Origin of the sequence: Tatumella ptyseos (assembly GCF_030552895.1) — a bacterium.
GTDB lineage: Bacteria > Pseudomonadota > Gammaproteobacteria > Enterobacterales > Enterobacteriaceae > Rosenbergiella > Rosenbergiella ptyseos_A.
The window spans coordinates 364991-391692 of sequence record NZ_CP130649.1 but is presented as its reverse complement, the minus strand read 5'-3'; the positions used below and the strand labels follow the sequence as shown (position 1 = coordinate 391692).

Annotated in this window: 25 protein-coding genes; 12 read left to right on the top strand and 13 right to left on the bottom strand. The window is 47.4% G+C overall.

All coding sequences use genetic code 11. The annotated features are described in order from the left end of the window. Positions 1-68 precede the first annotated feature (68 nt). From QJR74_RS01985 to QJR74_RS01975, 3 genes are all read left to right on the top strand, one after another. Positions 69-1025, top strand: a complete 957-nt coding sequence (locus tag QJR74_RS01985) for a LysR substrate-binding domain-containing protein (RefSeq protein WP_304372952.1) — start codon at positions 69-71, stop codon at positions 1023-1025. Between the two features lie 77 nt (positions 1026-1102). Then, positions 1103-3262: a beta-glucosidase family protein gene (locus tag QJR74_RS01980; protein WP_304372951.1), complete on the top strand. Its 2160-nt coding sequence runs from the start codon at positions 1103-1105 to the stop codon at positions 3260-3262. Between the two features lie 111 nt (positions 3263-3373). Beyond that, the gene (locus tag QJR74_RS01975) at positions 3374-3514 is read left to right on the top strand and encodes a hypothetical protein (protein WP_304372950.1); all 141 of its coding nucleotides are present in this window, start codon (positions 3374-3376) and stop codon (positions 3512-3514) included. 4 nt (positions 3515-3518) lie between these two features. Here the strand turns inward: QJR74_RS01975 and QJR74_RS01970 are convergent, their stop codons facing one another. Genes QJR74_RS01970 through QJR74_RS01950 form a run of 5 tightly spaced genes read right to left on the bottom strand, consistent with a single transcriptional unit; the run spans position 3519 to position 9532 of the window. After that, on the bottom strand, positions 3519-4298 hold the full coding sequence (locus QJR74_RS01970; protein WP_304372949.1) for a heme ABC transporter ATP-binding protein: 780 nt from the start codon (positions 4296-4298) through the stop codon (positions 3519-3521). Beyond that, positions 4291-5295 carry a FecCD family ABC transporter permease gene (locus QJR74_RS01965; RefSeq protein ID WP_304372948.1) on the bottom strand — a complete coding sequence of 335 codons (1005 nt, stop codon included), beginning with the start codon at positions 5293-5295 and terminating at the stop codon, positions 4291-4293. Before QJR74_RS01965 ends, QJR74_RS01970 begins: the two co-directional genes overlap by 8 nt. Then, a complete protein-coding gene (locus QJR74_RS01960; RefSeq protein ID WP_304372947.1) occupies positions 5279-6112 on the bottom strand; it encodes a heme/hemin ABC transporter substrate-binding protein in 834 nt (277 codons plus the stop codon). Before QJR74_RS01960 ends, QJR74_RS01965 begins: the two co-directional genes overlap by 17 nt. Beyond that, positions 6112-7137, bottom strand: coding sequence for a hemin-degrading factor (locus QJR74_RS01955; protein ID WP_304372946.1), 1026 nt, complete (start codon positions 7135-7137; stop codon positions 6112-6114). The genes QJR74_RS01960 and QJR74_RS01955 overlap by 1 nt, the downstream gene beginning before the upstream one ends. A gap of 43 nt (positions 7138-7180) precedes the next feature. Next, entirely contained in the window at positions 7181-9532 is a 2352-nt protein-coding gene (locus QJR74_RS01950; RefSeq protein ID WP_304372945.1) for a TonB-dependent receptor domain-containing protein, read from the bottom strand. Positions 9533-9754: 222 nt separating this feature from the next. On the opposite strand from QJR74_RS01950, the gene QJR74_RS01945 reads away from it, so the two are divergent. Continuing rightward, positions 9755-10873, top strand: a complete 1119-nt coding sequence (locus tag QJR74_RS01945) for a metallophosphoesterase (RefSeq protein WP_304372944.1) — start codon at positions 9755-9757, stop codon at positions 10871-10873. 104 nt (positions 10874-10977) lie between these two features. Beyond that, a complete protein-coding gene (locus tag QJR74_RS01940; protein WP_304372943.1) occupies positions 10978-11388 on the top strand; it encodes an NUDIX hydrolase in 411 nt (136 codons plus the stop codon). A 73-nt stretch (positions 11389-11461) separates the two neighbouring features. On the opposite strand, the gene QJR74_RS01935 is transcribed toward QJR74_RS01940, so the two are convergent. Further along, the gene (locus QJR74_RS01935) at positions 11462-12514 is read right to left on the bottom strand and encodes an NAD(P)-dependent alcohol dehydrogenase (protein WP_304372942.1); all 1053 of its coding nucleotides are present in this window, start codon (positions 12512-12514) and stop codon (positions 11462-11464) included. A 285-nt stretch (positions 12515-12799) separates the two neighbouring features. Here QJR74_RS01935 and QJR74_RS01930 point away from each other — a divergent pair, with 285 nt between their 5' ends. The 3 genes from QJR74_RS01930 (at position 12800) to QJR74_RS01920 (ending at position 15268) form a co-directional block, all read left to right on the top strand. Beyond that, positions 12800-13267 carry a cupin domain-containing protein gene (locus QJR74_RS01930; RefSeq protein ID WP_304372941.1) on the top strand — a complete coding sequence of 156 codons (468 nt, stop codon included), beginning with the start codon at positions 12800-12802 and terminating at the stop codon, positions 13265-13267. Positions 13268-13435: 168 nt separating this feature from the next. Beyond that, entirely contained in the window at positions 13436-14287 is an 852-nt protein-coding gene (hchA, locus tag QJR74_RS01925) for a glyoxalase III HchA (RefSeq protein ID WP_304372940.1), read from the top strand. Between the two features lie 3 nt (positions 14288-14290). Then, on the top strand, positions 14291-15268 hold the full coding sequence (locus QJR74_RS01920; RefSeq protein WP_304372939.1) for an NAD(P)H-quinone oxidoreductase: 978 nt from the start codon (positions 14291-14293) through the stop codon (positions 15266-15268). A 170-nt stretch (positions 15269-15438) separates the two neighbouring features. Here QJR74_RS01920 and QJR74_RS01915 read toward each other — a convergent pair whose 3' ends face one another. The 3 genes from QJR74_RS01915 to QJR74_RS01905 are packed head-to-tail and all read right to left on the bottom strand — an operon-like array spanning position 15439 to position 17101. Continuing rightward, entirely contained in the window at positions 15439-15780 is a 342-nt protein-coding gene (locus tag QJR74_RS01915) for a DMT family transporter (protein ID WP_304372938.1), read from the bottom strand. 31 nt (positions 15781-15811) lie between these two features. Then, positions 15812-15952 (bottom strand): DUF1289 domain-containing protein, encoded by a 141-nt coding sequence (locus QJR74_RS01910; RefSeq protein ID WP_304372937.1) that lies wholly within the window; start codon positions 15950-15952, stop codon positions 15812-15814. 45 nt (positions 15953-15997) lie between these two features. Beyond that, a complete protein-coding gene (locus QJR74_RS01905) occupies positions 15998-17101 on the bottom strand; it encodes a nickel/cobalt efflux protein RcnA (RefSeq protein WP_304372936.1) in 1104 nt (367 codons plus the stop codon). Between the two features lie 97 nt (positions 17102-17198). On the opposite strand from QJR74_RS01905, the gene QJR74_RS01900 reads away from it, so the two are divergent. Both QJR74_RS01900 and QJR74_RS01895 read left to right on the top strand, forming a co-directional pair. Beyond that, positions 17199-17474 carry a metal/formaldehyde-sensitive transcriptional repressor gene (locus QJR74_RS01900; RefSeq protein ID WP_304372935.1) on the top strand — a complete coding sequence of 92 codons (276 nt, stop codon included), beginning with the start codon at positions 17199-17201 and terminating at the stop codon, positions 17472-17474. A gap of 463 nt (positions 17475-17937) precedes the next feature. After that, entirely contained in the window at positions 17938-20142 is a 2205-nt protein-coding gene (locus QJR74_RS01895) for a catecholate siderophore receptor Fiu (RefSeq protein ID WP_304372934.1), read from the top strand. Positions 20143-20328: 186 nt separating this feature from the next. Here the strand turns inward: QJR74_RS01895 and QJR74_RS01890 are convergent, their stop codons facing one another. After that, entirely contained in the window at positions 20329-21132 is an 804-nt protein-coding gene (locus QJR74_RS01890) for a helix-turn-helix transcriptional regulator (protein ID WP_304372933.1), read from the bottom strand. Positions 21133-21232: 100 nt separating this feature from the next. Here QJR74_RS01890 and QJR74_RS01885 point away from each other — a divergent pair, with 100 nt between their 5' ends. Further along, positions 21233-22003 (top strand): class I SAM-dependent methyltransferase, encoded by a 771-nt coding sequence (locus QJR74_RS01885; protein WP_304372932.1) that lies wholly within the window; start codon positions 21233-21235, stop codon positions 22001-22003. Positions 22004-22033: 30 nt separating this feature from the next. Here QJR74_RS01885 and QJR74_RS01880 read toward each other — a convergent pair whose 3' ends face one another. The 3 genes from QJR74_RS01880 to QJR74_RS01870 all read right to left on the bottom strand — a co-directional run bounded on the left by QJR74_RS01880 (position 22034) and on the right by QJR74_RS01870 (position 25623). Beyond that, positions 22034-22348: an ArsR/SmtB family transcription factor gene (locus QJR74_RS01880; RefSeq protein WP_304372931.1), complete on the bottom strand. Its 315-nt coding sequence runs from the start codon at positions 22346-22348 to the stop codon at positions 22034-22036. A gap of 13 nt (positions 22349-22361) precedes the next feature. After that, the gene (locus tag QJR74_RS01875) at positions 22362-23483 is read right to left on the bottom strand and encodes an alkene reductase (RefSeq protein ID WP_304372930.1); all 1122 of its coding nucleotides are present in this window, start codon (positions 23481-23483) and stop codon (positions 22362-22364) included. 490 nt (positions 23484-23973) lie between these two features. Then, positions 23974-25623: a dihydroxyacetone kinase subunit DhaK gene (locus QJR74_RS01870; protein ID WP_304372929.1), complete on the bottom strand. Its 1650-nt coding sequence runs from the start codon at positions 25621-25623 to the stop codon at positions 23974-23976. A 183-nt stretch (positions 25624-25806) separates the two neighbouring features. On the opposite strand from QJR74_RS01870, the gene QJR74_RS01865 reads away from it, so the two are divergent. After that, positions 25807-26682 (top strand): SDR family oxidoreductase, encoded by an 876-nt coding sequence (locus QJR74_RS01865; protein WP_304372928.1) that lies wholly within the window; start codon positions 25807-25809, stop codon positions 26680-26682. Positions 26683-26702: the final 20 nt, after the last annotated feature.

Sequence of the window (26702 nt, the reverse complement as noted above, 5' to 3'; positions counted from 1 at the left end):
TAATTATTTATTTAATTTACAGCAATTCACTACTGTGGGAGTTATTCGACGCATATAGAGTCTGTCTTATGAATTTCCAGCAACTAAAAATTATTCGTGAAGCTGCCCGCTGCCAGTGCAACTTAACTGAGGTCGCCAAAACGCTATATACCTCTCAATCCGGGATCAGTCGCCATATTCGTGAGTTAGAAGATGAATTAGGCGTTGAATTATTTATTCGTCACGGTAAACGTATGCTTGGATTGACCGGCCCCGGTAAAGAGATGTTAGTGATTGCTCAACGGATATTGGACGAGTCAGCGAAAGCTAAGCGTCTAGGCCAATTATTCACCGCCCAAGAGGCGGGAGTGCTGACCATTGCCACGACACATACTCAAGCCCGTTACTCCTTACCCACGATACTCAAGCAGTTTCGTAGCCGCTACCCTCATATTCAAGTGGTCTTGAATCAAGCGACACCCGAAGAGATCCGCGATCAGGTCATTTCCGGTGAGGCCGATATCGGTATTGCGTCCGAAGGACTGGCACACAGTGGAAAACTAACCACCTTTCCTTGGTTTAAATGGAACCACCGTATTTTAGTCCCTACTGACCACCCTTTAGCGCAGGAAGATAAGCTGAGTTTAGAGCAGTTGGCTAATTGGCCGCTCGTGACTTACCGTGCCGGAATGACCGGACGTTCAGTCATTGATGAAGCATTCCAATCTGTCTCCCTGCTCCCTAATGTCGTACTGAGTGCGCAGGATTCCGATGTCGTCAAAACCTATGTTCGTTTAGGCATGGGGATCGGTATCATTGCGGAGACTGCCGCTGATAAAGATGATCCTGAATTAGTTTCGTTAGAGGCTCGCCACCTGTTTAATAGCAATACCGTTTGGCTAGGGGTGAAGCAGGGACAATTACAACGGGACTATCTGTGGCAATTTATGACGCTCTGTAACCCTAATCTTTCTGAAGATGAGCTGAAGCAGGTAGCAAGTGGTATCACTGAAAATGCGGAGTTCAGTGTCGATTTTCAAATCTAAGCGCACAGATCCCTCCTCCCTTATTTTATAGGCGACTAAGCTAAAAGGATTATCCCTCACGCTTAGGAGCTTATGAGATGTCTTTCCCCTGGCAAAAACCTGGCTTAACTGCCGATGAGCAAGCTGCGGCGGTCGTCGCTGAGATGACGACCGATGAAAAGTTTGCTTGGCTTTCTGGACCTATGGCTATCCCACTCAGTAAAGAGGATAAACTTCCGCCGGAGGCTATCGGATCAGCCGCTTATTATCCGGCTATCCCCCGCTTGGGGATCCCAGCGTTACAACAAAGTGATGCCAGTTTAGGGGTCAGTGCACTTGGGGGCGTGCGTCCGGGCGATCATTCGACTGCGCTGGCCAGCAGTTTGGCCTTGGGTGCATCTTTTGATCCTGAGTTAGCACAGGCTACCGGAGAGATGCTCGGGCGTGAGGCCTTTGGTAAAGGTTTTAACGTGCAACTCGCCGGAGGCGCTAACCTCATTCGTGAACCTCGGGGTGGCCGTAACTTCGAATATATTTCCGAAGACCCCCTTCTCACAGGCGTGATGGCTGGTTTTAGTGTTCGGGGTATTCAATCCCAGCACGTCGTCTCCACTGTGAAACATTTTGCGGTTAATGCCCAGGAAACCGGCAGAGTGCTGGCCGACTCACGGATTAGCGAGTCGGCATTACGTGAATCTGATTTACTTGCCTTTGAATTAGCTATCGAGATCGGTAAGCCCGGCGCAGTGATGCCTGGTTATAACCTAGTGAATGGCGATTGGGCTTCTGAAAACCATTTTCTTTTATCGCAGGTATTGAAAGGCGATTGGCAATATCCCGGCTGGGTGATGTCTGACTGGGGAGCCACCCACTCGGCGACCAAAGCGGTACGAGCTGGACTCGATGTGCAATCAGGCGCCAATCTGGATCAATGTGTTTGGTTTGATCAACCGCTACGCCACGCTATCGATCAAGGCGAGATCCCCGCCACGCAGATTGACAACATGATCCAGCGGATCTTGCGCAGCCTATTTGCCTGTGGGGCGATTCAACACCCAGCTCAGCGCGGTAATAATATTGACTACAGTTGGCACCAGTTGATTGCCCAACGTGAGGCGGAACAAGGTATTGTTCTACTAAAAAATGAAAATCAGACCTTACCCTTGCCCCCAGAGTTAGCCCGTATCGTGGTAGTCGGTGCTCATGCCGATAAAGGTGTATTGGCGGGGGGTGGCTCCTCAGCGGTAACACCGCAACAGAGCTTGCAATTAGAAGGGGTAGATTTTATGGGGATTCAAACCCCCAAAGTCTATCACCCCAGCTCGCCACTCGCTGCCATCCGCCGTAACTCACTGGCGAAACAGGTCGATTTTATCTCCGGAGAGTCAATTGAGGATGCACTCGAGGCCAGCCAAGGAAGTGATGCGGTCATTATTTTCGCGGAAGAGTGGCGTTCAGAAGCGCTCGATGCACAAGGGTTAGAGCTTGATGATCATCAAAATCAATTGATCGAACAACTTTCCGCCGTCCACCCTAAGGTAGTCGTAGTGCTGGAAACCGGCGGGGCGGTAGCCTTACCTTGGCTGGATAAAGTGCCCGCCTTACTTGAGGCCTGGTATCCAGGTTTGGGTGGCGCGGAAGCTATTGCCGGCATATTATTTGGTCGCGTCAATCCTGCTGGACGTCTGCCTATTACCTTCCCAGCGCACGCGCAACAACTGCCGCATCCCACGCAAATCGATCCGAGTACAACGACTTCTCTACCTGGCGTTGAGATAAAAGGCGATATCTTCCCGGTTGATTATGATGTCGAGGGAGCAGACGTTGGTTATCGTTGGTTCGAACGCCAGCAGCATACACCTTTGTTCCCCTTCGGTTACGGCCTGTCTTATACACAATTTCGCTACGAAGATTTACAGCTTTGCCAAACTGTTGATGACATCACGGCTAGCTTAACCATAACCAACTCCGGTGACAGGAGCGGGAGCGACGTTATACAGGTCTATCTACGCCCCTTATCGGGCCGCTACCCTGCACGACTCGTTGCCTTTCGTAAGGTGACGTTGGCAGCCGGTGAAACCCAACGTATCAGCCTCAGCCTCGAGCCCCGCGTTATTGCACAATGGGACAGTACGCAACAGCATTGGTCGATTACTGAAGAAGACTACATTATCTACCAAGCAACTGACGCCGCCACCCCCATCCTCAGTGGTAAGCTAAGGTTGGCGGCTAAAACCTTTGGCTACCCGCTTAATTAACCCGCTTAATCCGACCTATCTAGCGCTAAGTTAGATAGGTCGATGTCATGATTCTGTCATAGTTGTGCGGCAAGCTAGCAGAAGTCAACGGCATATCTAAGAGGTTTACTTATGAGTGATTATGATAATGATCTTTATGAAACGCTATTTGCCACCCGCCAACGCCCCTTTCCTGATGAGTCGAGCGCCTCTGTACGCCGACGCCCTACTCCTGATGAGGGGGATTATCATGAGTTACAATTTAATGACTAAGCGGTTACTTATTCAGTAATACAATCGGATGCGAAGATGAGGCAGGCTGGATAACGCTTAATTCAGCCTGATACCATGCCGTTAGCTGTGATTCGGTTAATACCTGTTGCACTGAGCCATCCGCTACTAACGATCCCTGCTTCATGACCAGGATTCTATCAGACCAGGTTGCCGCCAAATTGACATCATGCAGCACTGCGCAGACCATCAGCCTCCCATTTCGTGTTAAGTGATGGAGTAACCGAAGCAGGTGTTGTTGATGAAAAAGATCTAAGGCTGAGGTCGGCTCATCGAGAAATAACCAGCCCTCGGGTTCATCCTCTTTCCAAAGCTGCGCCAAGACTCTGGCTAACTGAATCTGCTGCTGCTCACCACCGGAGAGGGTTGCATAATTACGATCGCGGAGGGCTTGGCAACCGATTAATGCAACGACTTGCTCCAATATCGCGCGTTGTCGTCGCGTCGTATACTGGCTGATCCCTAAGAGGATCACCTCTTCAGCCGACATGGCAAAAGCTAACTGATTATGCTGGCGCATGACGGCTCGCTGCCCCGCAAGTTGCCGCCTATCCCACTGCGCATAGGATTTTCCGGCTAATAGACACTCCCCTTCTGTTGCACCGAGAAAACCCGTCAATAGGCGTAATAGGGTCGACTTCCCAGCACCATTTGGACCCATAATCGTAATAAACTCACCCAGATGACACTCAAGATTCAAGGGGTTAATTAAAGTGCGCGAACCGATCCGCAGCCCCAGCTGCTTGGCGACGAGAGTGCTAGACATAGCTGGCCTTTAAGCGTTTAAGAATCAAGATAAAAAACCATGGCGCACCCAATAGACTGGTCAGCAAGCCCACTGGCATTTCGGCAGGTTGCACGAGTGTGCGCGCCAACGTATCTGATACCAGTAATAGTAATCCGCCAACAATGATCGACCCCGGCAGTAACCAACGGTGATCGCTACCGAATACCATTCTGACTAAATGCGGGATCACTAAACCAATAAAACCAATAATACCGGTAAAAGAAACTGCGGTTCCCACCAGTAAGGCATTACCGATTAACAGATATTGCTGAGTCCGTAGCACATCTAAGCCACTGTAGAAGGCATCCTCTTCCCCTAACTGTAAGAGATTCAAGGCTCGAGCCGAACGTAACAGTAATAAGCTGGTGGGTATGATAATCACCGCACAAAGCCCCACCACAGACCATTGCGCTTGGGCTAAAGAGCCCATTCCCCAAAGCGAGAGTTGCCGCAACTGTTGATCGTTGCTCAGCCACGACAGTACGCCGATCAACGATCCTGACAGCGCATTGATGGCAATGCCTAGCAGCAGTAATCGGGAGAGCTGCCCTTGACTCACCTTATTTAATTGAAAAATTAATAAGGTGACCAGTAGACTACCGATAAAAGCAGCAATGACCGGTAGCCATAAACTGGCAAAGAGGGGTAATTGTAGCGGTAAGAGCAGTGCCAATGCGACTATAAGACCTGCACCGCTACTAATTCCTAGCAGCCCAGGATCCGCGAGAGGATTGCGAAACAACCCCTGCATAATCGTCCCTGATACCGCTAACGCGGCACCAATCAGCAAGGCGAGTAATACTCTCGGCACCCGGATGGTTAACCATACTTGCCATACAATGCTATCAAAAGGCTCCGACCATATTTCCCTTAGTGAGAGCTTCATCGCACCAAGCTGGGTTGCTCCTAGAGCACTGATCACTAGCAAGATAATAAAGAGTAGCAGCGCGGTTTGACGATTAAGGCTGACGCGCATAACTCTCTGCCACATCTTGACGAAGTTTAAGAATAGCCTGTGGCGTATCGATCCCAAAACCTAGCAGCGCCATTTGGTCGATGACGACAACACGGTGAGCCTTTCCGGCAGGCGTCAAGGCCAATCCAGGCAGCTTCCAAAGCTGACTTGCGCCACCCATTTGCTGAAGCGACTGTTGATCAATGATAACCACTTCAGGTGCGGCGGCAATGACGCCTTCTTGAGACATTTGCTGGTAGTGGGCGACTTGCCCCATCACGTTGGTTAACCCTGCACTGCGTAGAGCAACATCTGCAGCCGTCTCTTTCCCGGCGATTAAGCTTTGCATTCCGTGATTCGCCATAATATAGAGCGCTTTATGACGGATACCCGCAGTAGGATGTTGTAGCATGCTGAGTTGTTGATCTAAGCGCTGTAAAATCGGTTGAGCTTGCGTGGTTTTTCCTAGCGCTTGTGCAATAGTGTTGACCTTCACGGCAATGCCTGACAAGTCTGGCGTCGCAGGAACGGTCACGACTTTAACACCGACCTTTTCGATCTGTTGGAAGACCTGAGAAGGCTGAGCTTGAGCATTGGTCAACACTACCGTTGGTTTGAGGGCCAATATTCCTTCACTATTTAATTGGCGCATATACCCAACGTCGGGCAGCTTAAGGCTGGCTTCAGGACGTTGACTTGTGGTATCACGTCCCACCAATTGGTCACCGCTGCCCAGCGCATAAATAATCTCGGTCACATCACCGCCAATCGAGACTAGCCGTTGCGCTGCCGTGACCGGCAGCGTAAATAAACAGAGTAGCAATATGGCGAATTTCATTAGCAAAGTACTCCGGCTAATTCCTCAAGCTGTTGACGCCACATTTCCTGCTCTGGTTGACCTTCGGTCCTCTGTCCGTAAAGTTGAGCGATCTGCGTACCATCTTCAGCAAAAAGCTCCAGACTAGTGACATGTCCATCCTTGGTGGGCTTACGAGTGATCCAGGTTTCAGCGATTTTTTTATCTTGAAGATGAAGCGTAAACTGGTCGTTAAAGATATTTAACCAACCTTTCATTTCTACCACTTTGGCTAAACGGCCAGTGAATATCTGCGTACAACCGCGGTTCCCAACAAAAATCATGATCTCGTTTTGCTGCTGTTGAACACGCTCTAGCAATAACGCGAAGCTATCGTTACTGACTTGTCGCGCCAGATCATCGCTGACTAACTGGAAGGCATGTTGACGAGTCAGCTGATGGCGACGTAATAATTGGAAAAATTGATGTACATCGGTCATCGCTCGCCACTCTTGCTCTACGGTGTGCGAATCGATATCCGTTGGTTCAGTGACCGCGGGACGAGGTTGTAGGGCAAGGGTCGTAGGAGCTACCTGCTGCCACTGACTCACTAAGGCTTGCCAAGCCGCGGCATCCGTTTGCGGGATGGCATAAATTTTAACGACTGCATCACCCTGAGCATCGAAGATCTGCACACTTTGTCTTTCCCCTGTAGCGCTCAACTCTGTTAAAGCAAAGACACTCTGCCATTGTTGAGGGAAAAAGCGCTGATCGAGAGCACGGGGATTTAACACTAATCCCGCATGCGGGCCAAAATGTAGATTCTCGTACCGCCCAATTTGCTCATGGACGGCATAATCGTTACGTACCAAACTTTTGATTTCGCCAACCGCTGCCAAGCCTTTGAGCAGTGCTTCAAATTCAGGCTGTAGGGAGTGAGCATCGTGACCACAACGGATCAAGGTTAACTCAGCTTCACTTAGCCCCATCATCGCTGCGAGGTCACGGGCATATAAGTGTGGGTGTTCCGTTTTTAACGCTAAATAATCAAGATACTGTTTATTCATCGGTTACGTCCTCTATAACGCCCCAGTCACCTGGGGCAAAAAATTAGAAATCGACATTAAGACCGAGCTGGAAAGTACGCCCCGGCATGGTCGCCAGCGCAATATCCGCTTGGTGTTGAGCCGTATCAGTAGTTAAATCGCGGCTGCTTAAATAGTCCCAATATTTGCGATTAGTCAGGTTATAGACGCCACCGCTGAGTTTGACCGTAGGCGTGATACGCCAGTAAGCCGTCATATCCACCATACCGTAACCTGGGATACGCAGGTATTTACTGCTATCACTTTCTGTCGCACTACCTGTGGTAGTGGTATCACGCGTCGTCTGTTTTGCCTGTTTTCCTTTGACAAAAGTAGCAGTAACCGCTGCACCATAGCGTTGCGCAGGATCATCCCAAGCAACACCGACCACCGCTTTCATCGGCGCCACACTGTCTAGATCGACATATTTGTCGCCTTGTAACGAGGACTTAGACATCCCTTTGGTGTAGCCCAAGGCAAAACTTGTGCTTAGCCCATTTACCTCGGGGAACCACTCGCCATAATGAATTTTAGTGGTTAGCTCTCCACCGTAGATAAAGGCTTTATCGCGATTCTCTGCTTGATAAACGGTATAAATATTTGACGGAACATTGGTAAATTTGCTCGGCGAGCTGCTGCGGGTATAACGGTTATAAGCGATAAAGTTATCGTAATCGTTATAGAACATGGAACCGTGGATATCGATTCCCGGTACGGCTTGCCCCTTTATCCCCCACTCAAGATCATTACTGGTCTCGGTCTTAAGAGAATTATTACCGATTAAGGCATATTGTTGCGTACCAGCATAGCTGGAACCTAAGTTCCAAGACCCGTATAACTGGCTCGCTTCAGGGAATTGGGCGCCGCGCTGGTAACGGATATAGGTTAATAATTGTGGCGTCAGTGAGTATTCGAAACTCAACGATGGTAAAAACTGTGTGTCACTTTGGCTACTATAGAGGGTCGAGACGCTCTCTTCGGTTAAGACGCTACTTCCCGCTGCTAAGCTACTCAGGTTACGAGGCTTATTTTTCATATAAGCAACACGGATACCCGGGGTAAGTGCCACATGGTGTCCCTGCCAGTCACCATTAATTTTATCTTCGACAAAGCCGCCCAGCGTAGTGGTTTGGCTATCAGCCTGCGGTTGCATGACACGGTAATAAACGAGAGGGGTAGGCGATTGTGAAAAGGGTCGTTCTGTACGACCGATATCGCCATTTAACCCGGCACGAATATCGTGACGTCCAATGCTTTTTGCCAACTCTGACGAGAAGCCAAATTTATTGGTATTAAAATCCGATAATGTGCGAGTCGGGACCAGTGTATCACTCGGAGCGAAGGTATTATCATGCGCCTGGGTCTTCTGCCAGTAGATTTGGCTAGTCAGCTGATCGACCCACTGATTCAGTGGCGTGTATTCATCCTGTAAGGCAACGCCAAAACGACGGGTTTGGCTTGATTGTTGGCTCGTACCAATGACAGAGGAGCCACCCGAATTCCACGTGTCGAAATGAGTATGGCTGGTTTTTTGGTAGTAATTTCCACTCGCCGTCAGTTTATGTTCATCATTTGCCTGCCAGATGGTACTGGCCGCAAACGCATCAGAGTGCCAGTTCTCTGGCCATGCTTGATTTTGGCCTTGAGTTCGTGTCTCTTGCCCATCACGTCGGCTATAAACAAAAATCCCTCTTAGTTGATCATCCCCTGCGGCCGCAGTGATGCCATTATGCCAAGCACGATTTGACGAGTCGTAATCCGTTTGATAACCGAAGTAGTGCTGGCGAGTCGGCGATAAGTAGTCATCTGCTGATTTGGTATGGAAAGCGACCACTCCACCAATCGAAGTATTGGGTTGCGAGACGCCTGTCGCGCCAGCTTCAATATCCATCTGGCTGAAAAGATAGGGATCGATATAATCACGACCAATACCAAAGCTATTTACCCCGGTACGTCCGGCATAAGGCCGTCCCGTCGCTTGTGGCATTGATACCCCATCGACATTAATCCCGACACGGTTACTTTCTAAACCACGAATGTTGTAACCGGTATAGCCTCCTCGGTCGAAACCACTCTTTCCGCTGCCTGAACCACCGCTACTCCCGGTTGCGCTAACCAGCGGTTGGTAACGCATCAGTGTACCGAAATCGTTCGATCCATTTTTTTGCATCTGTAGCGCGCTCACAACGACCTTATTGTTGGCCTCAATCTTCGGCGTAACGCCCGTTACAACTAAAGTATCGCTCTGTTTAGTTTGTCCCGTTAGCGGAAGATTATCGGCGGTTGCGGTACAGCAATATAGGCTACTCAGGCTGAGAGCTAACAGAGATAAGCGCGGTTTACCCGCAGGCATGGAGGTTTTGAAGTGTTTACGCATAGAGGCTGTGTATTCCTAAAGGTGCGGCAAACCGCAAAAAATGACAAATGACTGCTAGTCGCAATCTTTATTTTTAGTGAATGCGAATCTATATCATTATGATAATGATTATCAATAGTGATCTATGTAAAAGTTCCATTTTTTTTATTATTTATACTTTGCTTACATTGGCTTGGTGCGATGATACAGTAAGTGAATCGATACCATTTCTCTGGAGGCTCTGTGTTTTCCTGGATAACCCTTTTACCTGCGCTCTATATTGGTGGGCGATTTATCTTGCCACTTCCGCTTCCTTTCATCCTTCGGTTACTTTTTTTTATTGCCGTAGTCTTGGTTGCCGAGTGTCACCTCGTTTATAAAATCGTATTCGGTAACCGCTTCGCACCAGAATTTCCTCACGGCCTAATGGTCGCGATTAACTTTCTGTTCGGTACGCTTATCGCTTTCACCCTGTTGCTAATCCTCTGTGACATTGTTAGCGTTGGCCAGTTTGCCTTACATGGCACATGGCCAGAACACCGTACCACTCACTATATCTTGCTGGTTATTGCGCTAGCCATTGCCGGCTATGCCACTTACCAAGCGGTTAAAGTGCCACGGGTCAAAACTGTTACGTTAACCATTCAAAATTTGCCTAAAGCTTTCGATGGCTACCGCGTCGTGCAATTAACCGATTTACATGCCAGTACCCTCTTTACAGGGCGTTGGATGAAAAAAGTTGTCGACCGGACGAATCAGCTGCACGCTGATATCGTTTTATTTACTGGCGATGTTGCCGACGGGAGTATCGAAAAGCGCTATGAAGATGTGGCTCCGCTTGCCGAGCTGAAAGCTAAACAAGGGCGTTTTGCGATTCCGGGCAACCACGAATACTATTCAGGCTACTTACCATGGATGGAACGGATGGAGCAGTTGGGATTCCATGAATTAATTAACAGCTCAGTGACGGTCGAAAAAGAGGGCAGTAAGCTCTCTATCGCTGGTGTTACCGATGAAGCGGCTTTACGTTATGACCAGGCTGGCCCTGACCTAAACTTGGCACTGACAGGGGTTGACCGTCAATCTCCGATTATTCTATTGGATCATCGCCCGGAAAATGCCCGGGAAAATCTTGCTCAGGGGGTAGACCTACAGCTCTCAGGTCATACCCATGGTGGGATGGTTTATGGTCTTGCGACTATTGTAAAGCGCGCTAATCAAGGGTTTTCATCTGGACTCTATCCCATCGGTCAGGGGTATCTTTACGTCAGTAATGGGACAGGTTTATGGAATGGATTTGCCTTACGTTTAGGCTACCCTTCTGAAATTACGTTATTTATCTTAAAAAGTGACAAGGCCTAGGCGCTATTTCTGTTAGGGATGACGGTGGGTAAGGATGCTACCTTACCCTGATCACTCCTGAATATCAGCTCACTGACTTATTTAACACCTGATGAGGTAATCAGATGTCCAATACAGCCCATATCACTGTTGCTGCCGCACTCATACTTGATGATCGTCAGAACATCTTACTGGTAAGAAAGGCCGGTTCGCCTTTTTTCATGCAGCCTGGGGGGAAAATTGATGCTGGCGAAACGCCTGAAGAGGCCTTAATAAGAGAGTTACATGAGGAACTGCAGATGGAAGTGACTCAAGATGAACTGGTCGCTATGGGGTGTTTCCATGATATAGCGGCGAATGAAGCACAACATCAGCTGACAGCACATCTGTTTGGTATACAGCGGAAATCATTTACGCCTATTCCGGCCGCCGAGATAGAGGAAGCACGCTGGTTGTCACAGGAAGCCAGTCGGGAGGTTAAGTTAGCGCCACTCACCGAACATCAGATCCTACCCCTAGCTTGGCCTAGCCGCTGAGTAATTGTTAATCATAGTGGTGACCGCCTACCCAGCGAAAAAAAGGGGGACATTCCCCCTTAATGATCGGGTTCTACGCGCTCAACGTGGCCATATCCACCACAAAGCGGTATTTCACATCACCCTTTTCCAGACGATCAAACGCCTCATTGATTTGGTCAGCGTTAACGACTTCAATCTCTGCCGTAATATCATGCTCGGCACAGAAATCGAGCATTTCTTGTGTTTCACGAATTCCACCGATATTCGATCCAGCGAAGCTTCGACGTCCTTTAACGACATTAAAGGCGCCTATCTCTAGAGGCTCTGGGGGAATACCGACTAATACCAAGGTACCATCGATAGCAAGAGTATTGAGGAATTGATTAACGTCGTGTTTTGCCGATACGGTATCAATCATAATATCTACACGCCCCGCTAACGCCGCCATCTGGTCTTTATCTGTGGATAACACGGCTTCGTGCGCTCCCAATCGTTTAGCATCCTCAACTTTCTGCTGTGACGTAGTGAAGACGACCACATGAGCGCCCATTGCACGGGCTATTTTAATTGCCACATGCCCCAAGCCCCCTATCCCCAAGATACCAACCACCTTACCGGCTCCCGCCTGCCAATGTTTTAGCGGCGAATAAACCGTAATGCCGGCACAGAGTAAGGGTGCAGCGGCTGCCATATCGGAGAAGTTGGGCATTTTTAAAGTATATTTCTCACGACAGACGTAGGTTTGTGAGAATCCCCCATAGGTCATCCCGCCTAAAATAGGATCAGGTGTGCCGAAAGAGAGAGTTGTCCCGACTTCACAGAACTGTTGTAAGTCTCTTGAACACGCTGGGCACTCCCCACAAGAGTCCACAATACAGCCGACCGCTGCATAATCGCCCACTTTGAAATTTTTCACCTCTGACCCGACCGCCGTAACGCGACCCACTATTTCATGTCCAGGTACTACCGGATACGTCGTGCCACCAAAATCGTTTTTGATCTGGTGAAGATCAGAGTGACAAATTCCACAATATAAAATATCCATCGCAACATCATCAGCCCGCAATGCTCGACGATGAATACCTAAAACTTTTAGGGGATGAGAAGCTGATTCAGTTCCCAATGCTTTAATTTCATTTTGCATAATACCGTTACCTATGTCGTTTTTTTAAAACTATAGGAGGTTTAGCGGCGAATAATAAGCGAGTGAAAATCATAGCCTTTATGATTTTTTTTCATCATTGGAAAGGGAAGACGCAATAGTTATTTTTTATCGATAAAAGCGAGAGAATTAATAATTATGGTGGTAGTAATAATATCGTATTTCTATTTTTATGAAATGGTTGAAGATAAACTATCAACAACTTCGCTCGATGATTCTTTTATTCGCTTCTATCTTTATTAATAACGATAAAATAAGGAGTCCTAAATGAAGAAGTCACTGAAAAGCGTAATGTTAGCTTCGTTATTTGTCCCACTACTGGGGAGCTTTGCTCATGCTGCCGATCCTAATTACCCCGTTGAATCTGGGAAAAAACAGGTCCTGGTGCAATCGGATCATTCATGGAATGGTGGGACCTACAAACCTTATCCACAAGGCACTCCGCAGCTAACCGTCATTAAATTGCATATTCAAAAAGGCCATGCTTTACCTTGGCACAAGCACATCGCCCCAAATGCCGGTTATGTTGAGCAAGGGCAATTAACCCTTGAAGACCAAAAAACCGGCGAAAAGAAAGTTTATAAACAAGGCGAGGCTTTTGCGGAATCAGTGGATCAATATCACAGAGGGATTGCGACCGATCCTAAGCAAGATACCGTGCTTATCCTAACCTATGCGGGCACCTCGAAAACCCCGCTCTCCGTCCCGGCTCCGGGTGAGAAAAACGAGTACTAATCCTTTCCTGAGAAGACCAAGTGTGTCCTCTGTGCTGATTTGATAGGGTAACCCAACCCCCCATCATGTTAAGCGCAGAGACATTAACGCGACTATTATTAAATTGAATTAATCAATAGGCCGTTTCATTCTGTAATGACACATTCTCACCGCTGAAGGATTCACACAATGAAAGATAATGAAAATAAAGCACCACAGATTGATCACGCTGAACGTAATGCTTACTTTCCCTCACCCTACTCTCTTTCCCAGTTTACTTCGTCGGTATCTGACCTCAGCGATGATGAATACAGTAATCCCTATCAGGGTAAGGCTAAAGTACTGGTGATTGCTGCCGATGAGCGCTACTTAACTACCGATAATGGGAAATTATTCTCCACCGGCAACCACCCTGTCGAAACACTTTTACCTATGTATCACCTGCATGCTGCCGGCTTCGATTTTGATATTGCCACACCGTCTGGAAGAATGACCAAGTTTGAATATTGGGCGATGCCGAACGAAGACAAAAAAGTGATCCCTTTCTTCGAGAAGTACCAGCAGAAATTTCTTACGCCCTTATCGCTTCATGATGTCGTCGCTCAGTTAGCCGATAATAACTATGCTGCGGTCTTTATTCCTGGCGGACATGGGGCATTGATTGGCTTACCGAATGATCCTAACGTCGCAAAAATTTTACGTTGGGCTGTAGAAAAAGATAAATTTATTCTATCAATCTGCCACGGCCCGGCAGCCTTCTTAGCGTTGCGCGACGGTGATAATCCACTAAGCGGCTATTCAATCTGCGCCTTCCCTGATAGTGCCGATAAGCAAACCCCCGATATCGGCTATATGCCAGGTGGACTCACGTGGTTCTTCGGAAAAGAGCTAAAAGAGATGGGGCTGACCTTAGTCAATGATGATATCAGCGGCAAGGTTCACTCCGACCGTAAAGTGATTACCGGTGATAGTCCTTTTGCTGCCAATGCGCTGGGTAAAGTGGCAGCGAAGACATTACTCGACCATTTCAACAAAGGATAAGGTATGAAATTTGTTGAAATCACTCAACCCGGCGGTCCCGAGGTACTAAAAATTGTCGAGGGTGATCGCCCAACCATTGCTCACCATGAAGTGTTAATCAAAGTTCATGCTGCCGGAGTCAATCGTCCTGATATTTTACAGCGCCAAGGGAAATACCCCATGCCTAAGGGGTTAACTCCGATTCCCGGCCTAGAAGTCTCAGGGATCGTTGAAGAGGTAGGGTCAGAGGTCACAAACTTTAAGGTGGGTGATGCGGTTTGTGCACTGACTAACGGTGGTGGCTACGCTGAATTCTGTGCAGTTCCCGCGGCGCAAACGCTACCTATTCCTAAGGGAATAAGTTTTGAAGAAGCCGCAGCAATACCTGAAACTTTCTTCACTGTCTGGGCTAACCTTTTCCAGCTTGGCAAGGCAAAGCCTAATGAAAGCGTACTGATTCATGGTGGGGCGAGTGGGATAGGCACCACTGCCATCGCTTTAGGTAAAGAATTTGGCCTAAAGGTTTTTGCGACGGTAGGAGATGATAAAAAAGTCGAAGAATTGCAATCTTCTGCGACGGTTATCAATTATAAAAAGGCAGATTTTGAAGAGCAGGTGAAGGCGCTAACTGAGGGTGAAGGAGTCGACGTCATCTTGGATATCGTGGGTGCATCCTATTTTAATAAGAATATGAATCTTATGAAAAAAGATGGCAGATTGGTGATTATAGGTTTTATGGGCGGCAATCTGGTCGATAATTTTGATATCACCCATATGATGGTCAAGCGTATCACCATCACTGGCTCTACAATGCGCGGACGTAATCTTGAAGAAAAAAGAGAGATTGCTGAACAGTTAAAAGAAAAAGTGTGGCCAGCCTTAGAGAAAGGTCATTGTAAACCCCTTATCTATGCTACCTATCCCATGGAAGAGATTGCTAAAGCCCATGAATGCTTAGATACCGGATCACACATCGGAAAAGTCGTCATTACCCTATCCTGATCAATGCTACCGTTCTCGCTCATAGCGGGATCGGTATATTGTACCCTCCCTACCACCCCATTTTTACACTCCATCAGGGTTACTTACTGCCTATGTTTACTGTTATCTCTTAGCCTCAGCAACCGTATACCGTTATTATTTGGGATGATGCCCCCTCTTATTGAAATTTTTTAATGAAAATTCGTTTTAGAGAATCCATTGATGAGTACTACTCCCACCACAATCAATGTTATTCCCACTACAGCGATGACGTCTGGAAGTTGCTTGAAGAAATAGATGCCAATGATTGTCGTCAATACAATACCCACACCAGCCCAGGAAGCATAAGCCACTCCTAATGGGATGACGCGTATCACTTGTGAAAGTACGTAAAATGATCCTGCATAAAATAATCCAGAAACCAGTGTGGGGATTAATTTAGTAAAACCTTCTGATTTCCCGAGAAATGTTGTAGCAGCGACTTCCAAAATAATAGCTAGTGCAAGAGCAAAATAGGCAGATATCACCGTCATTTTTATTCCTTTTTAATCAAACCGACACAAATTATTTATTCTTTATCTTATCGAGTCTTAAAGGAAGCTCATTGAGTAATATTTTTTGATGATAGGGGGAAAGTTTTTTCCATTGCTTAATTTCTTCTTTGCTGCGGCAACACCCCTCGCACCAGCGAGTTTTGCTATCCATAGCACATCTATCTATACAAGGAGACTTAATTGCCATCTCAATTTTTTATCCAATGATTGCAGTTAAGCCATGAATAGCCATATACACCCCTACTACAGCAATAAGGAGACTCGATAAGTAAGGGGCGACACGGGCAAAAGAGGAAAAACCATTCCAGCGTCGAGTTAAATGTCTAACGCCGAGGGCCGCCCCTACTCCCACAGTGAGTAGCGTAATGGCTAAACCAATACTAAAACAAAAGACTAAAGTGGCACCCAAGGTGACTTTTTTCATTTGAATACAGATTAATAAGACGGTTATCGCCGCAGGACATGGTATTAATCCGCCGGTTAAACCGAATAAAAGTATTTGGCTATTGCTTACATTCTTATTGTGAAAACGGTGCTTAATTTCGTTCGCATGGGCTTTTTCATGCGCGTCTTGGTATTCATCTGAAGCACTATCAAGTCCTTCCAATTCGGGATGGTCATGGTGACCTAGTGTGAAATCGAATCTGTGGAGATGATTTCGATGCCCTAATTCTAACTTGGCAGAAAAATGATCTGGCTCCGTTACTGCTCCCTCAGAAAAAATACCCCCTCCTTTTTGGATAAAGAAGTAGGTTTTCTTTTCTCCGTCCGAGCGAGTGGTATGAATAACGATATCCTCAGCATGCCAAGCGTGACCTGTTAGCGTCTTGAAGACGAGTCGGTGACATCCTTCAACCTCAGCCATAGCGATATTGATAATACCGTGGCCGGTATCGATATTTTTTCCGCTGTTCTCCTCATGGTGATGGATATGTCTTATGACTTTCCATTCCTTGTATTCGGCCCAGTTTCGCCAGAACATCCATATTGCAGTCAGTAGAATAATGCCCCCTGAAATGATCTGTAACCAAGGCTCCGACGCTTCAGCGGTAAACTGCTTACTGAGATACATCCCTCCCATTGCGATAAGCCAGACGATAGCGGTATGAGAGATAGTCGCGGCGACACCCAAGAGTATTGCCTGCTTTACCGTACCTTTAATCGCCACGATAAATGCAGCCATCATTGTTTTAGAGTGGCCAGGCTCTAAGCCATGGAGAGCACCAAGTAGAATTGCACTGGGTATGAACAGTAAAGCACTCGAGTTACCCTGCGAAAGTAGCGTCGAAAAATCGACCATAAAAATCCCCTAAAGGAATTGTAATCAGTAATAATGGACCATGAAATCGACAAATATACTATACCCCAGTATAGTAATGATCAACAGGAGAGTGAGAATGGGACACGTAATTAAAAATAAAAAAGCGATTATCACCCGTATAAGACGCATTAAGGGGCAGGCCTCGTCACTCGAAACCGCGGTTGAGACAGGTGAGGATTGTTTAAAGGTATTACAACAAGTCGCGGCAATAAGAGGGGCTGTGAATGGCCTAATGAGTGAGTTACTGGAGGATCATATACGAGAACACTTACTTGATGAGCATGCCGACAGCGACACACGAAAAAATGATTTAGACGAGGTGATTACCGTTATCCGGTCTTACTTAAAATGAGCGAGAATTCGCATTGATATTCAGCACCTTATAAATAGAGCTATTGGTAGGTTATTACTAGTATTAATACCTATTTCGGGTGTAAAGATAATTTGCTCTGCAGCGCATGATTCATCATCATCATGCGCTGACCGGCGCCTAAAGATAAAGAAATTGTTTTAATTTAAAACGGTTTATGCGGCTTCTTCACCCAAGGTGAGTATAAAAAAATAGATAAACAGTGGTGCTCAGTTAGCCAGTTATTGCATCCAACTCGTTACTCTTACTCCTTTACAATGAGTTGACTAATATCCTCTTCATTACTTCACTACACTTATTTTTTAACAAAAAAACAACATAATCCACTGAAAAATATAGTATTTTCAAAATGCATTAATATGTAAACTTATGTAAATAAAAGCTTACATTGTTATTGAATAGTAATGATAATGATTAACATTAATAAACTCATCTAAATTCAATAATGAAAAATAAAAATAACGTTTCGCCATCGCTAAAGGTATTAAGCCAAGTCACCTTATTTACGGGTTTGTCTGGCATGATCATGAATGCACAGGCTACTGAAAATACAGCCTCTTTGAAAAAAAACGACGATATTGTCGTTTCAGCTAATGCGCTTCCTTCACTGTATGCACCGGAAAAACTCTCCGGAACGAAATTCACGGCCCCCATTGCTGACACAACGCGCACAGTTCAAGTCGTCCCTCAGAAGGTGTTACATGAGCAGCAAGCCAATACCCTCAGCGATGCCTTAAAAAACTCTCCCGGAGTTGGAGCGTTCTTCTCTGGGGAAAATGGCTCAAGCAATATGGGCGATGCCATCATGATGCGGGGGATCGATACGTCAAACAGTATCTATGTCGATGGTGTGCGCGATATTGGAAGTATTACAAGAGATACCTTTAATACGAAAAATATCGAGATTATCAAAGGTCCTTCTGGCTCAGATTACGGTAGAACGGCGCCTTCAGGCTCGATCAATATGGAGAGTAAACAACCCGAACTGTACACAGGCGTTGACGCTTCGGTGGGTTATGGTAGCGCATCGGAACGTCGGGGTACCCTCGATTATAATCAGATGATTAACGACACCACCGCCTTCAGAGTGAATGTGATGGGCGATAAAGGTAATACGAAAGGACGTAACGACGTCGACCACGAAAAGTATGGTATTGCCCCCTCTATTGCCTTTGGACTTGGCACTTCAACACGCCTTTATCTCGATTATCTGCATGTCCAGCAAGACAGCACCCCAGACGGTGGTGTTTATACCGTTGGTTTACCGGGCTACAGCAGTACCAATGCCCTATTGAATAGCGCCTCGCCGGTTTCGCGCAAAACCTTCTATGGCACCGATTCAGATTATGAACACGATGTACAAGATACCTTTACCTCGCGTTTCGAACACGATTTCAATGATAACCTCACCCTGACTAACACCACGCGTTGGTCAGAGATCCGCCAATCCTATTTATTATCTGCGGTAATGGGACGAACCTTTAGCAACGTTAATGGTGAGGTGTACGGTACTCGGTTGATGAATGCCAGCGATACCGTGAATAAGATCCTCACCAACCAAACCAATTTGACAGCGAAATTCTCGACGTTGGGCGTCGCTCATACCGTGAGTACTGGAGTGGAGCTGACGCAGGAAAATTATAATAGTTATCCTTATGCTTTTGCCTCGAATAGTGTCAATCTTCTCAATCCCTCTTCAGACATTACCGTCTCCCCTACCACAGCCTATGCGACGCGTGGCCGGACCAATACCTTAGGCGTTTATGCCTTCGACACCTTGGCGTTGACCGATCGCTTATCGCTTAACGGTGGATTACGTGTCGACAGCTATCAAACGCACTACATTGCAGACAGTGCCACCGGCCATAGTAACCTGAAGCAGTCGGATAACCTGTTTAACTGGAAAATTGGTGCGCTGTATCACCTCACTGAGAACGGTAATCTGTATGCCAACTATGGGGTTTCCCAACAGCCACCAGGCGGCGTTGATTTTAAACTGACGAATGATTCGACCGACCGGACTTCTCGTGGCGGCGAAAATATCAACTTTAGTCCCGAAAAAGCAGAGACGACTGAGGTTGGAACAAAATGGTCATTATTTGATAAAAAACTCCTACTGAGTGCCGCTATTTTTAGAACCAACATTAAAAATGATGCAGAGCTTGATGCCACCACTAATGAATATGTTCAAAATGGTTCGAAGCGTGTAGAGGGGTATGAGCTGAGCGCTGCGGGTGATGTCACCGATACAATCCACCTGATGGCGGGTTACGCTCAACAAAATACTCGCACCGATAAAACGAGTAGTACCAATGACGGTTCAACGGCGATTCCTTTCACGCCTAAACACTCCTTTACTTCTTGGGCGACCTGGGATGTGCTGGATAATGTTACTGTCGGTGTTGGTGCTCGCTATGTCGGCACCATGCATAAGATCAAGGATGGCGCGACGGGAACCCCTTCTTCGGTCGGACATTACTGGGTTGCCGATTCGATGGCAGCATGGCGCATCAATCCTAATCTCGACCTTCAACTTAATGTCTATAACCTAACGAATAAGAAATATATCGCAGCGCTAAACCGCAGTGGTTATCGTTATACGCCTGGTGCACCTCGTACTTGGATGCTGACCGCTAACGTGCATTTCTAATCTAAAAAAATAAGGAGGATAAGCCTTTACTGTCGGGCTTCCTCCTTACTTCCTCTGTAGACTCTTCCCCCGTAACGGACGAGGCTTCCTTTCACCCTGGATGAACGTCAACGCATCCAGTTCGTGACGCTGACATCCTTCTAGTGAATATCGAACAGCTGATCGAGTCACTGTGCATAAACCTGTTTAGCTAGCGGTGGACCCGTTTGCGCAAAGCGGGATAAGCGTAACAAGTTTTATCGTTGGGTCTGGGGCCAACTGCCACGTAGTCTGTTGATAATGGAGCAGTCCCTGCTGCGGATGCTGGAAACAACGTTGTCCGCCTTCTCGGTGGATAACGTGGTGTTTTTGCCACCACTGGGCGAACTCTTCACTCTGCTGTAACAAACTCTCAATCGTGACGTTTAATGGCGCTATGGCTTGCAAATGAATGGATTCTGCCCGTAACTCAGCCACAATCCGTTGGGCTCGCTCAGGCCAATCCACCACCAATTGACGAGCAAAAGGATTGGTAAAGATGAACTCAAGCATATTCGGCGTTTCGCCAGTCGTTAACCAACCGCTGAAGAGTGTTGCCGCTGGTTCATTCCATGCGATCACTTGCCAGGCTGCATTCATGATATAGCACGGTGTTGTCATCATTTGCACTATCGAGTGCATGTCGAATTCAGAAGAGAGCGTGACGAGATTAAGCGGATCCATTAATTCCGCTAAGCTAAATAAGTACTCTCGCTCGGCCGAGGAGAGCTGTAAGGCCGTCGCAATATTACTCAAACTACGAGCGGACACCGCAATACTCCTACCTTGCTCTAGCCAGGTATACCACGTAGTGCTGACATAACTGAGTTGAGCGACCTCTTCTCGACGTAACCCTGGTGTACGCCGACGGGGTCCTTTAATCAACCCAGCGCGTTCTGGGCTGAGTTGTTCTCGTCTAAGACGTAAAAACTCACCCAATTGTTTTGTAGCGTGTTGAGGTTTCTCCACCATAACCTATTACCTTTTATACTAGGATAAATACAGGTATTGTACCGGTATAATAGAGTGAGTAGCCTGTCGTCAACAACCAGATAAACATTAGGGGTACTCCATGAGCAATACCGCCCATGCGCAACGCATTTCCGACCAATTTAGCCCGCAAGCCAGCGCCTACTTAACCAGTTCTGTCCATGCCGCTGGCGAAGATTTACAGCGTTTACAACAGTGGCTATCCCCTTTTGGGGCAGGACATATCTTAGACATCGGATGTGGGGCTGGGCACGCTAGCTTCACCGCCTCGCCATTCGTCAGACAGGTCACCGCTTATGACTTATCGAGCGAAATGCTAAAAGTGGTTAAAGAAACGGCCGAGTGTCGTAAGCTGACAAACATCGACTGTCAACAAGGGGTCGCCGAGTCGTTACCTTTTGCAGATCATCAGTTTGATTGTGTTATCAGTCGTTACTCAGCTCACCATTGGCAGGATGTTCCACAAGCATTACGCGAGGTTTTTCGCGTCTTAAAACCCGGTGGAACACTTATCATGATGGATATCGCCTCTCCAGGCTCCCCACTTTACGACGTATGGTTACAGAGTATTGAGGTGCTTCGCGACCCTTCTCATGTACGAGATTACTCACCTGGGGAATGGCTACAAATGGCGACAGAAAGTGGCTTTCGTATTGAACAATTGATTACAGGACAGCTGAGCTTGGATTTCCAACAGTGGGTGACGCGGATGAAAACACCCCCCTCTACGGTTGACACTATCCGTTCTTTACAACGAGCAGTAGCGAGCCAAGTACACGCCTATTTCCAATTACAGGACGACGGGTCGTTCACAACGGATACGGTGATGTTTTGCGCGCAGCGTCATCACTAAAAGGTGAGTAGCCGTCACCAGACGGCTACTTTAGAGTTGCTGTAATTGCTGGGTGATCGTCGCGACGACTTCCTGAATATTCTTATCGTTTCGCCGATAATAGGTCCATTTTCCCACTTTTTCTGCTTCAATCACGCCTAATTCCTGGAGCGATTTTAAACAGAGGGAAATGGCAGGTTGTGAAAGCCCTGCTTTGTCCTGAATAAGGCTCGCACAGACACCATATTGTTCATAGGGATACAATTGGCTATAGGCGGCAAACGCGACGTCAGGTTGCTTCAACCAGGTTAAAATGGCCACCCTCAATGGGTTGGTTAAGAGTTTCATCGCATTTTCAGCAAGCATCGGCTTTCATCATTTATCCATCAATGGTTGGATAATCAGTATACCCTTTCGCCGTCCCACCATACAAAGAACTTAACTCAACTGGATTTAAGGCTAGCCCACGCTCCAAACGTTCAGGGAGGTCGGGGTTCGCAATAAACGTCCTTCCAAATCCAACTAAATCAGCCCATCCTTGCGATAAAACATGCTGAGCTTTAGCCTGGTCATAGCGGCCCGCCACCATAATGACTGAGGTAAATGCCTGACGTAGCGCAAAACGGAAACTCTCCGGTAACGCCGGACTATTGTCCCAATCCGCTTCGGCAATGGAGAGATAACCAATGTTCATTTCATTCAACATTTTTGCCGCAGTGAGATAGGTTTCTGCGGGGTCCGGCTCGACCAAACCTAAATAGACACGGTCTTCTTCTGTCGTCGAAAATAGTGGTGAGAAACGTACCCCAACTTGGCGACTATCAAACACGGTAGAAACCGCTTCGACGACCTCTTTCAGAAAACGTAGCCGATTTGTCAAACTTCCCCCATAGTGATCAGACCGATGGTTGGTGTGAACCGAGAGAAATTGGTTAATGAGATAGCCATTGGCAGCGTGCAGCTCGATACCATCGAATCCCGCTTGCTTAGCATTGACCGCAGCGCGGCGATACATTTCGACTAATTGGGAAATTTCTTCAGTCTCTAAAGCCCGCGGTTCACTCGGTGCGACCAGCTCGCCCTCACCTGGCGCCGTTTCGATAAAGACTCTTACATTCGTCGCCGCTATCGCTGAAGGGGCGATGGGAGCCTGCTGCTGAGGTTGCAATGCGCGATGCGATACCCGCCCGACATGCCACAACTGACAAAATAGTGTGCCGCCTTGCGCCTTCACGGCTTGGGTGACCTGGCGCCATCCTGCAATCTGTTCAGCGGTATGGATGCCAGGGGTCCATGCATATCCTTGCCCTCTAGGCTCTATTTGTGTCCCTTCTGTGACCATAAATCCTGCGCTAGCACGCTGTTGGTAGTAGTCACGCATCATTTCATTAGGCACGTTGCCTGGCTGCGCACTACGACAGCGAGTTAATGGCGGAAGTGCAATCCGATTAGGTAAAGTTAACTCCCCCAATGCGAGGGGAGTAAAGAGTGTTGGCTGCATAGCGTACTCAAGAGTCAGTGAATGTAGGCTTATTATATTTATACATTTAAATATGTAAATACGTAATGGCGTTTAACTTAATGTTGACGCACTGTCACCTAGAGCGCCATTTTAGAGCAAAACCCGCACTGAACACGAGGATATTATTTCAAAATAGTAACTAATGTTAATTAAAATAGCTGATTATATGAATAGGATTCTTAATATATTTCCAAGTGTAAAACAGCCTTGTTTCGTCAAATAAGATTGCTATGCTCAAAGGGTAAAGACTTTTGGGTACTGGAGGGAATTATGACTAAACGCCATTTTACGCTCGCATTTGAAATCGGTTCCATTGCAATTTTTGCTATAGTTTTAGCTTTTTTTGGTTATTGCGCAGTCCACGCTTACTTAGGTCTTGGGGATCAGTTCCCTCATCTAGACGTTTAATATCGTGGCACAGCGATGAAAAATTGCTGTGCCATGTGTTCATCAAATCGCCGCTCTATGATTAATTTTTTTTATCCTTAAATTGTTCAAAGACTTTGCTCACCGCGTAGGCTCCTGGATCCATATGCCCCTTCAAGCTTTCTGCATTCAAATAAGATGAACGCCCAGCCTTGGCCTTTTCCATTTTTTTCGTCGACTCAGCGCCCGAGGTTGCCGCTTTACTGACTGCTGCGCCACTCTTGCCCGCTTCCATCGCCTCGAAAGCGGGCTGAAGAGCATCGATCATCGTGCGATCGCCTTGATCCGCTCCGCCGTAATCTTTCATTTTCTGTAACCCGGCAGACAAACTCGCCCCTAAATTTTTTGTATCCGGGTACGCAGCCGCGGCGGCACTAAAGAGTAATGAAAGTAACACGCCTCCCGATCCGCCCATTGGCGTCGTGATCTTCTCTCCTAACCAATGCAACAGTGCTTGGGGGTCGTTTAAAGGAAGTTTTTTCTGTTTAAGGGCTTTTAATACAAAGCTTGCGCCAGTTGCCAAGGTTGATCCGGTATCCCCGTCACCTACTTGGCTATCGAGTTTGTTTAACTCGTCCTCGCTATCAATCAATACTTGGCAAACCGTTTTCACCACTTGTGCAACGTGCGCATTCTGCGAGGGTTTGGCTAGTTCAACTTGAGGAAGCGCATCGGCCTCTTGCCACTGCATTGTCTGACAGGCCGTGATAGGTAACCATCCGGCTACAGTAACTGGTGCCTCAAGTGCTGTCAGGAGTTTGCTGTTAAGGGGCACGACAGTCAGAGAAAGCCCTTTCATATCTAGCGCACTCACTAGCGTGCCGGGTCCTTGAATGTGACTAACTCGATCGGCTAAAGGCGTTTGTAAAACTTCCTGCGTGGCAAGTGCCATCTCCAGCACTGAAAGACCGCCAAGGTTATTGATGAGTAGGAGTAAGTTATCTTCCTCACCAATATGTTTGAGTAAGGTTTTGGCGAGTTGTTTAGCGATTTTATTACTGTTTTGCGTCTCGAGCGTGGCAACACCATGTTCACCATGGATCCCCATACCGAGTTCACTTTTTCCTTTCGGGATCCCGTCCGGCTCATCACTACCGGGCAGATGGCAAGAAGAGAGCGCAACACCGAGCGTGGTGACGTTATCGAGTAGCTGTTGGGTTTGCTCAACAATGTATTTGAGTGATTTCCCCTTCTCGGCATGATAGCCCGCCACTTTATGCGCGAGTATTGTCCCGGCCAGCCCACGCGGCTGAGGATTTTTAGGTAAGGAGATATCGTCTTTGACCAAAACCATCTCGACCTTAAACCCCAGCGCCCGTGCTTTTTCGGCGGCTAGACCGAAATTAAGCCGATCGCCCGTATAATTTTTTACTACCAGTAGACACCCTGATTTTCCTGTTACGGTAACGATGGTGTGCAAGATCGCGTCAACGCCAGGCGAAGCAAATAAATCACCGCACACTGCTGCAGTTAACATCCCTTTCCCCACAAAACCGACGTGCATTGGTTCATGCCCAGAACCACCACCGGAAATAATAGCCACTTTCGACTTGTCCCAATCTTGACGTACAACACTACGCAGACCGTCGTCCGTTTTCAGTCGCGCTAAATTTTGATGGGGAGAAGTACGGATAAGGCCTTCTATAGCTTGATCGACGATTGTTGCTTTTTTATTGAATAAAAAGTGGCTCACCGGTGGCTCCTTGAAAGTATTTGTCAGCCCATTAAGTGTGGCTAAAGATCGTCATTTCGGTGTTTTTCTCCCTGCCATCAGTGATCAAGATCACAAAAAATTTCGTTAACTTTGCCACACAGCCGCGTAATTAAGTCTACCCTTAACGGAGGTTTCTCATTTTTCACACCAAGGGAGTCAATGATGTCAACTGAAAAAACACGTTTTCCACGTCCGCCTTTTGACAAACAGCCTCAGCAATTTCCTGGCTTAGCGTCCGCGATGCATCCCTTACCAGACCATGGTGAAAAAAGTTATCAAGGACATAATCGATTAGCCGGTAAAAAAGCACTCATTACTGGCGGGGACTCGGGAATTGGCCGTGCAGTCGCCATCGCCTATGCGCGGGAAGGGGCTGATGTGGCAATCAACTATTTGCCGGCAGAAGAGAGTGACGCCAAAGAGGTGATTGAGCTGATCAAAGCTGAAGGGCGCAACGCTGTTGCTATCCCCGGAGACATTACCGACGAAGCCTTTTGTAAAACTTTAGTCGACAAAGCAGTTCAGGAGCTGGGCGGTTTAAATATTTTGGTCAACAATGCAGGCCGTCAACAGTTCTGTGAGAGCATCAGCGAATTGACTACTGAATCATTCGATGCCACGTTCAAAACTAACGTTTATGCGCCATTTTGGATTACTCGTGCAGCCGTCGCACATTTAGGCGAAGGCGCGGCAATCATCAATACATCATCCGTTCAAGCCTTTAAACCGAGTGATATCCTTCTCGATTACGCTCAGACCAAAGCCTGTAACGTTGCTTTCACTAAAGCCTTAGCGAAACAGCTCGGACCCAAGGGGATTCGTGTCAATGCAGTCGCCCCTGGCCCTTATTGGACAGCGCTACAAGTTTGTGGTGGGCAGCCGCAAGAAAAAGTGGCCCATTTTGGGGAAGAGGCTCCGCTTGCCCGTCCTGGCCAACCGGTAGAGATTGCTCCTCTGTATGTCACCTTAGCGTCTGACGAAAACTCTTTCGCCTCAGGGCAAGTATGGTGTTCTGATGGCGGAACGGGCACCGCATAGTTTCGGTTAACCGACACATA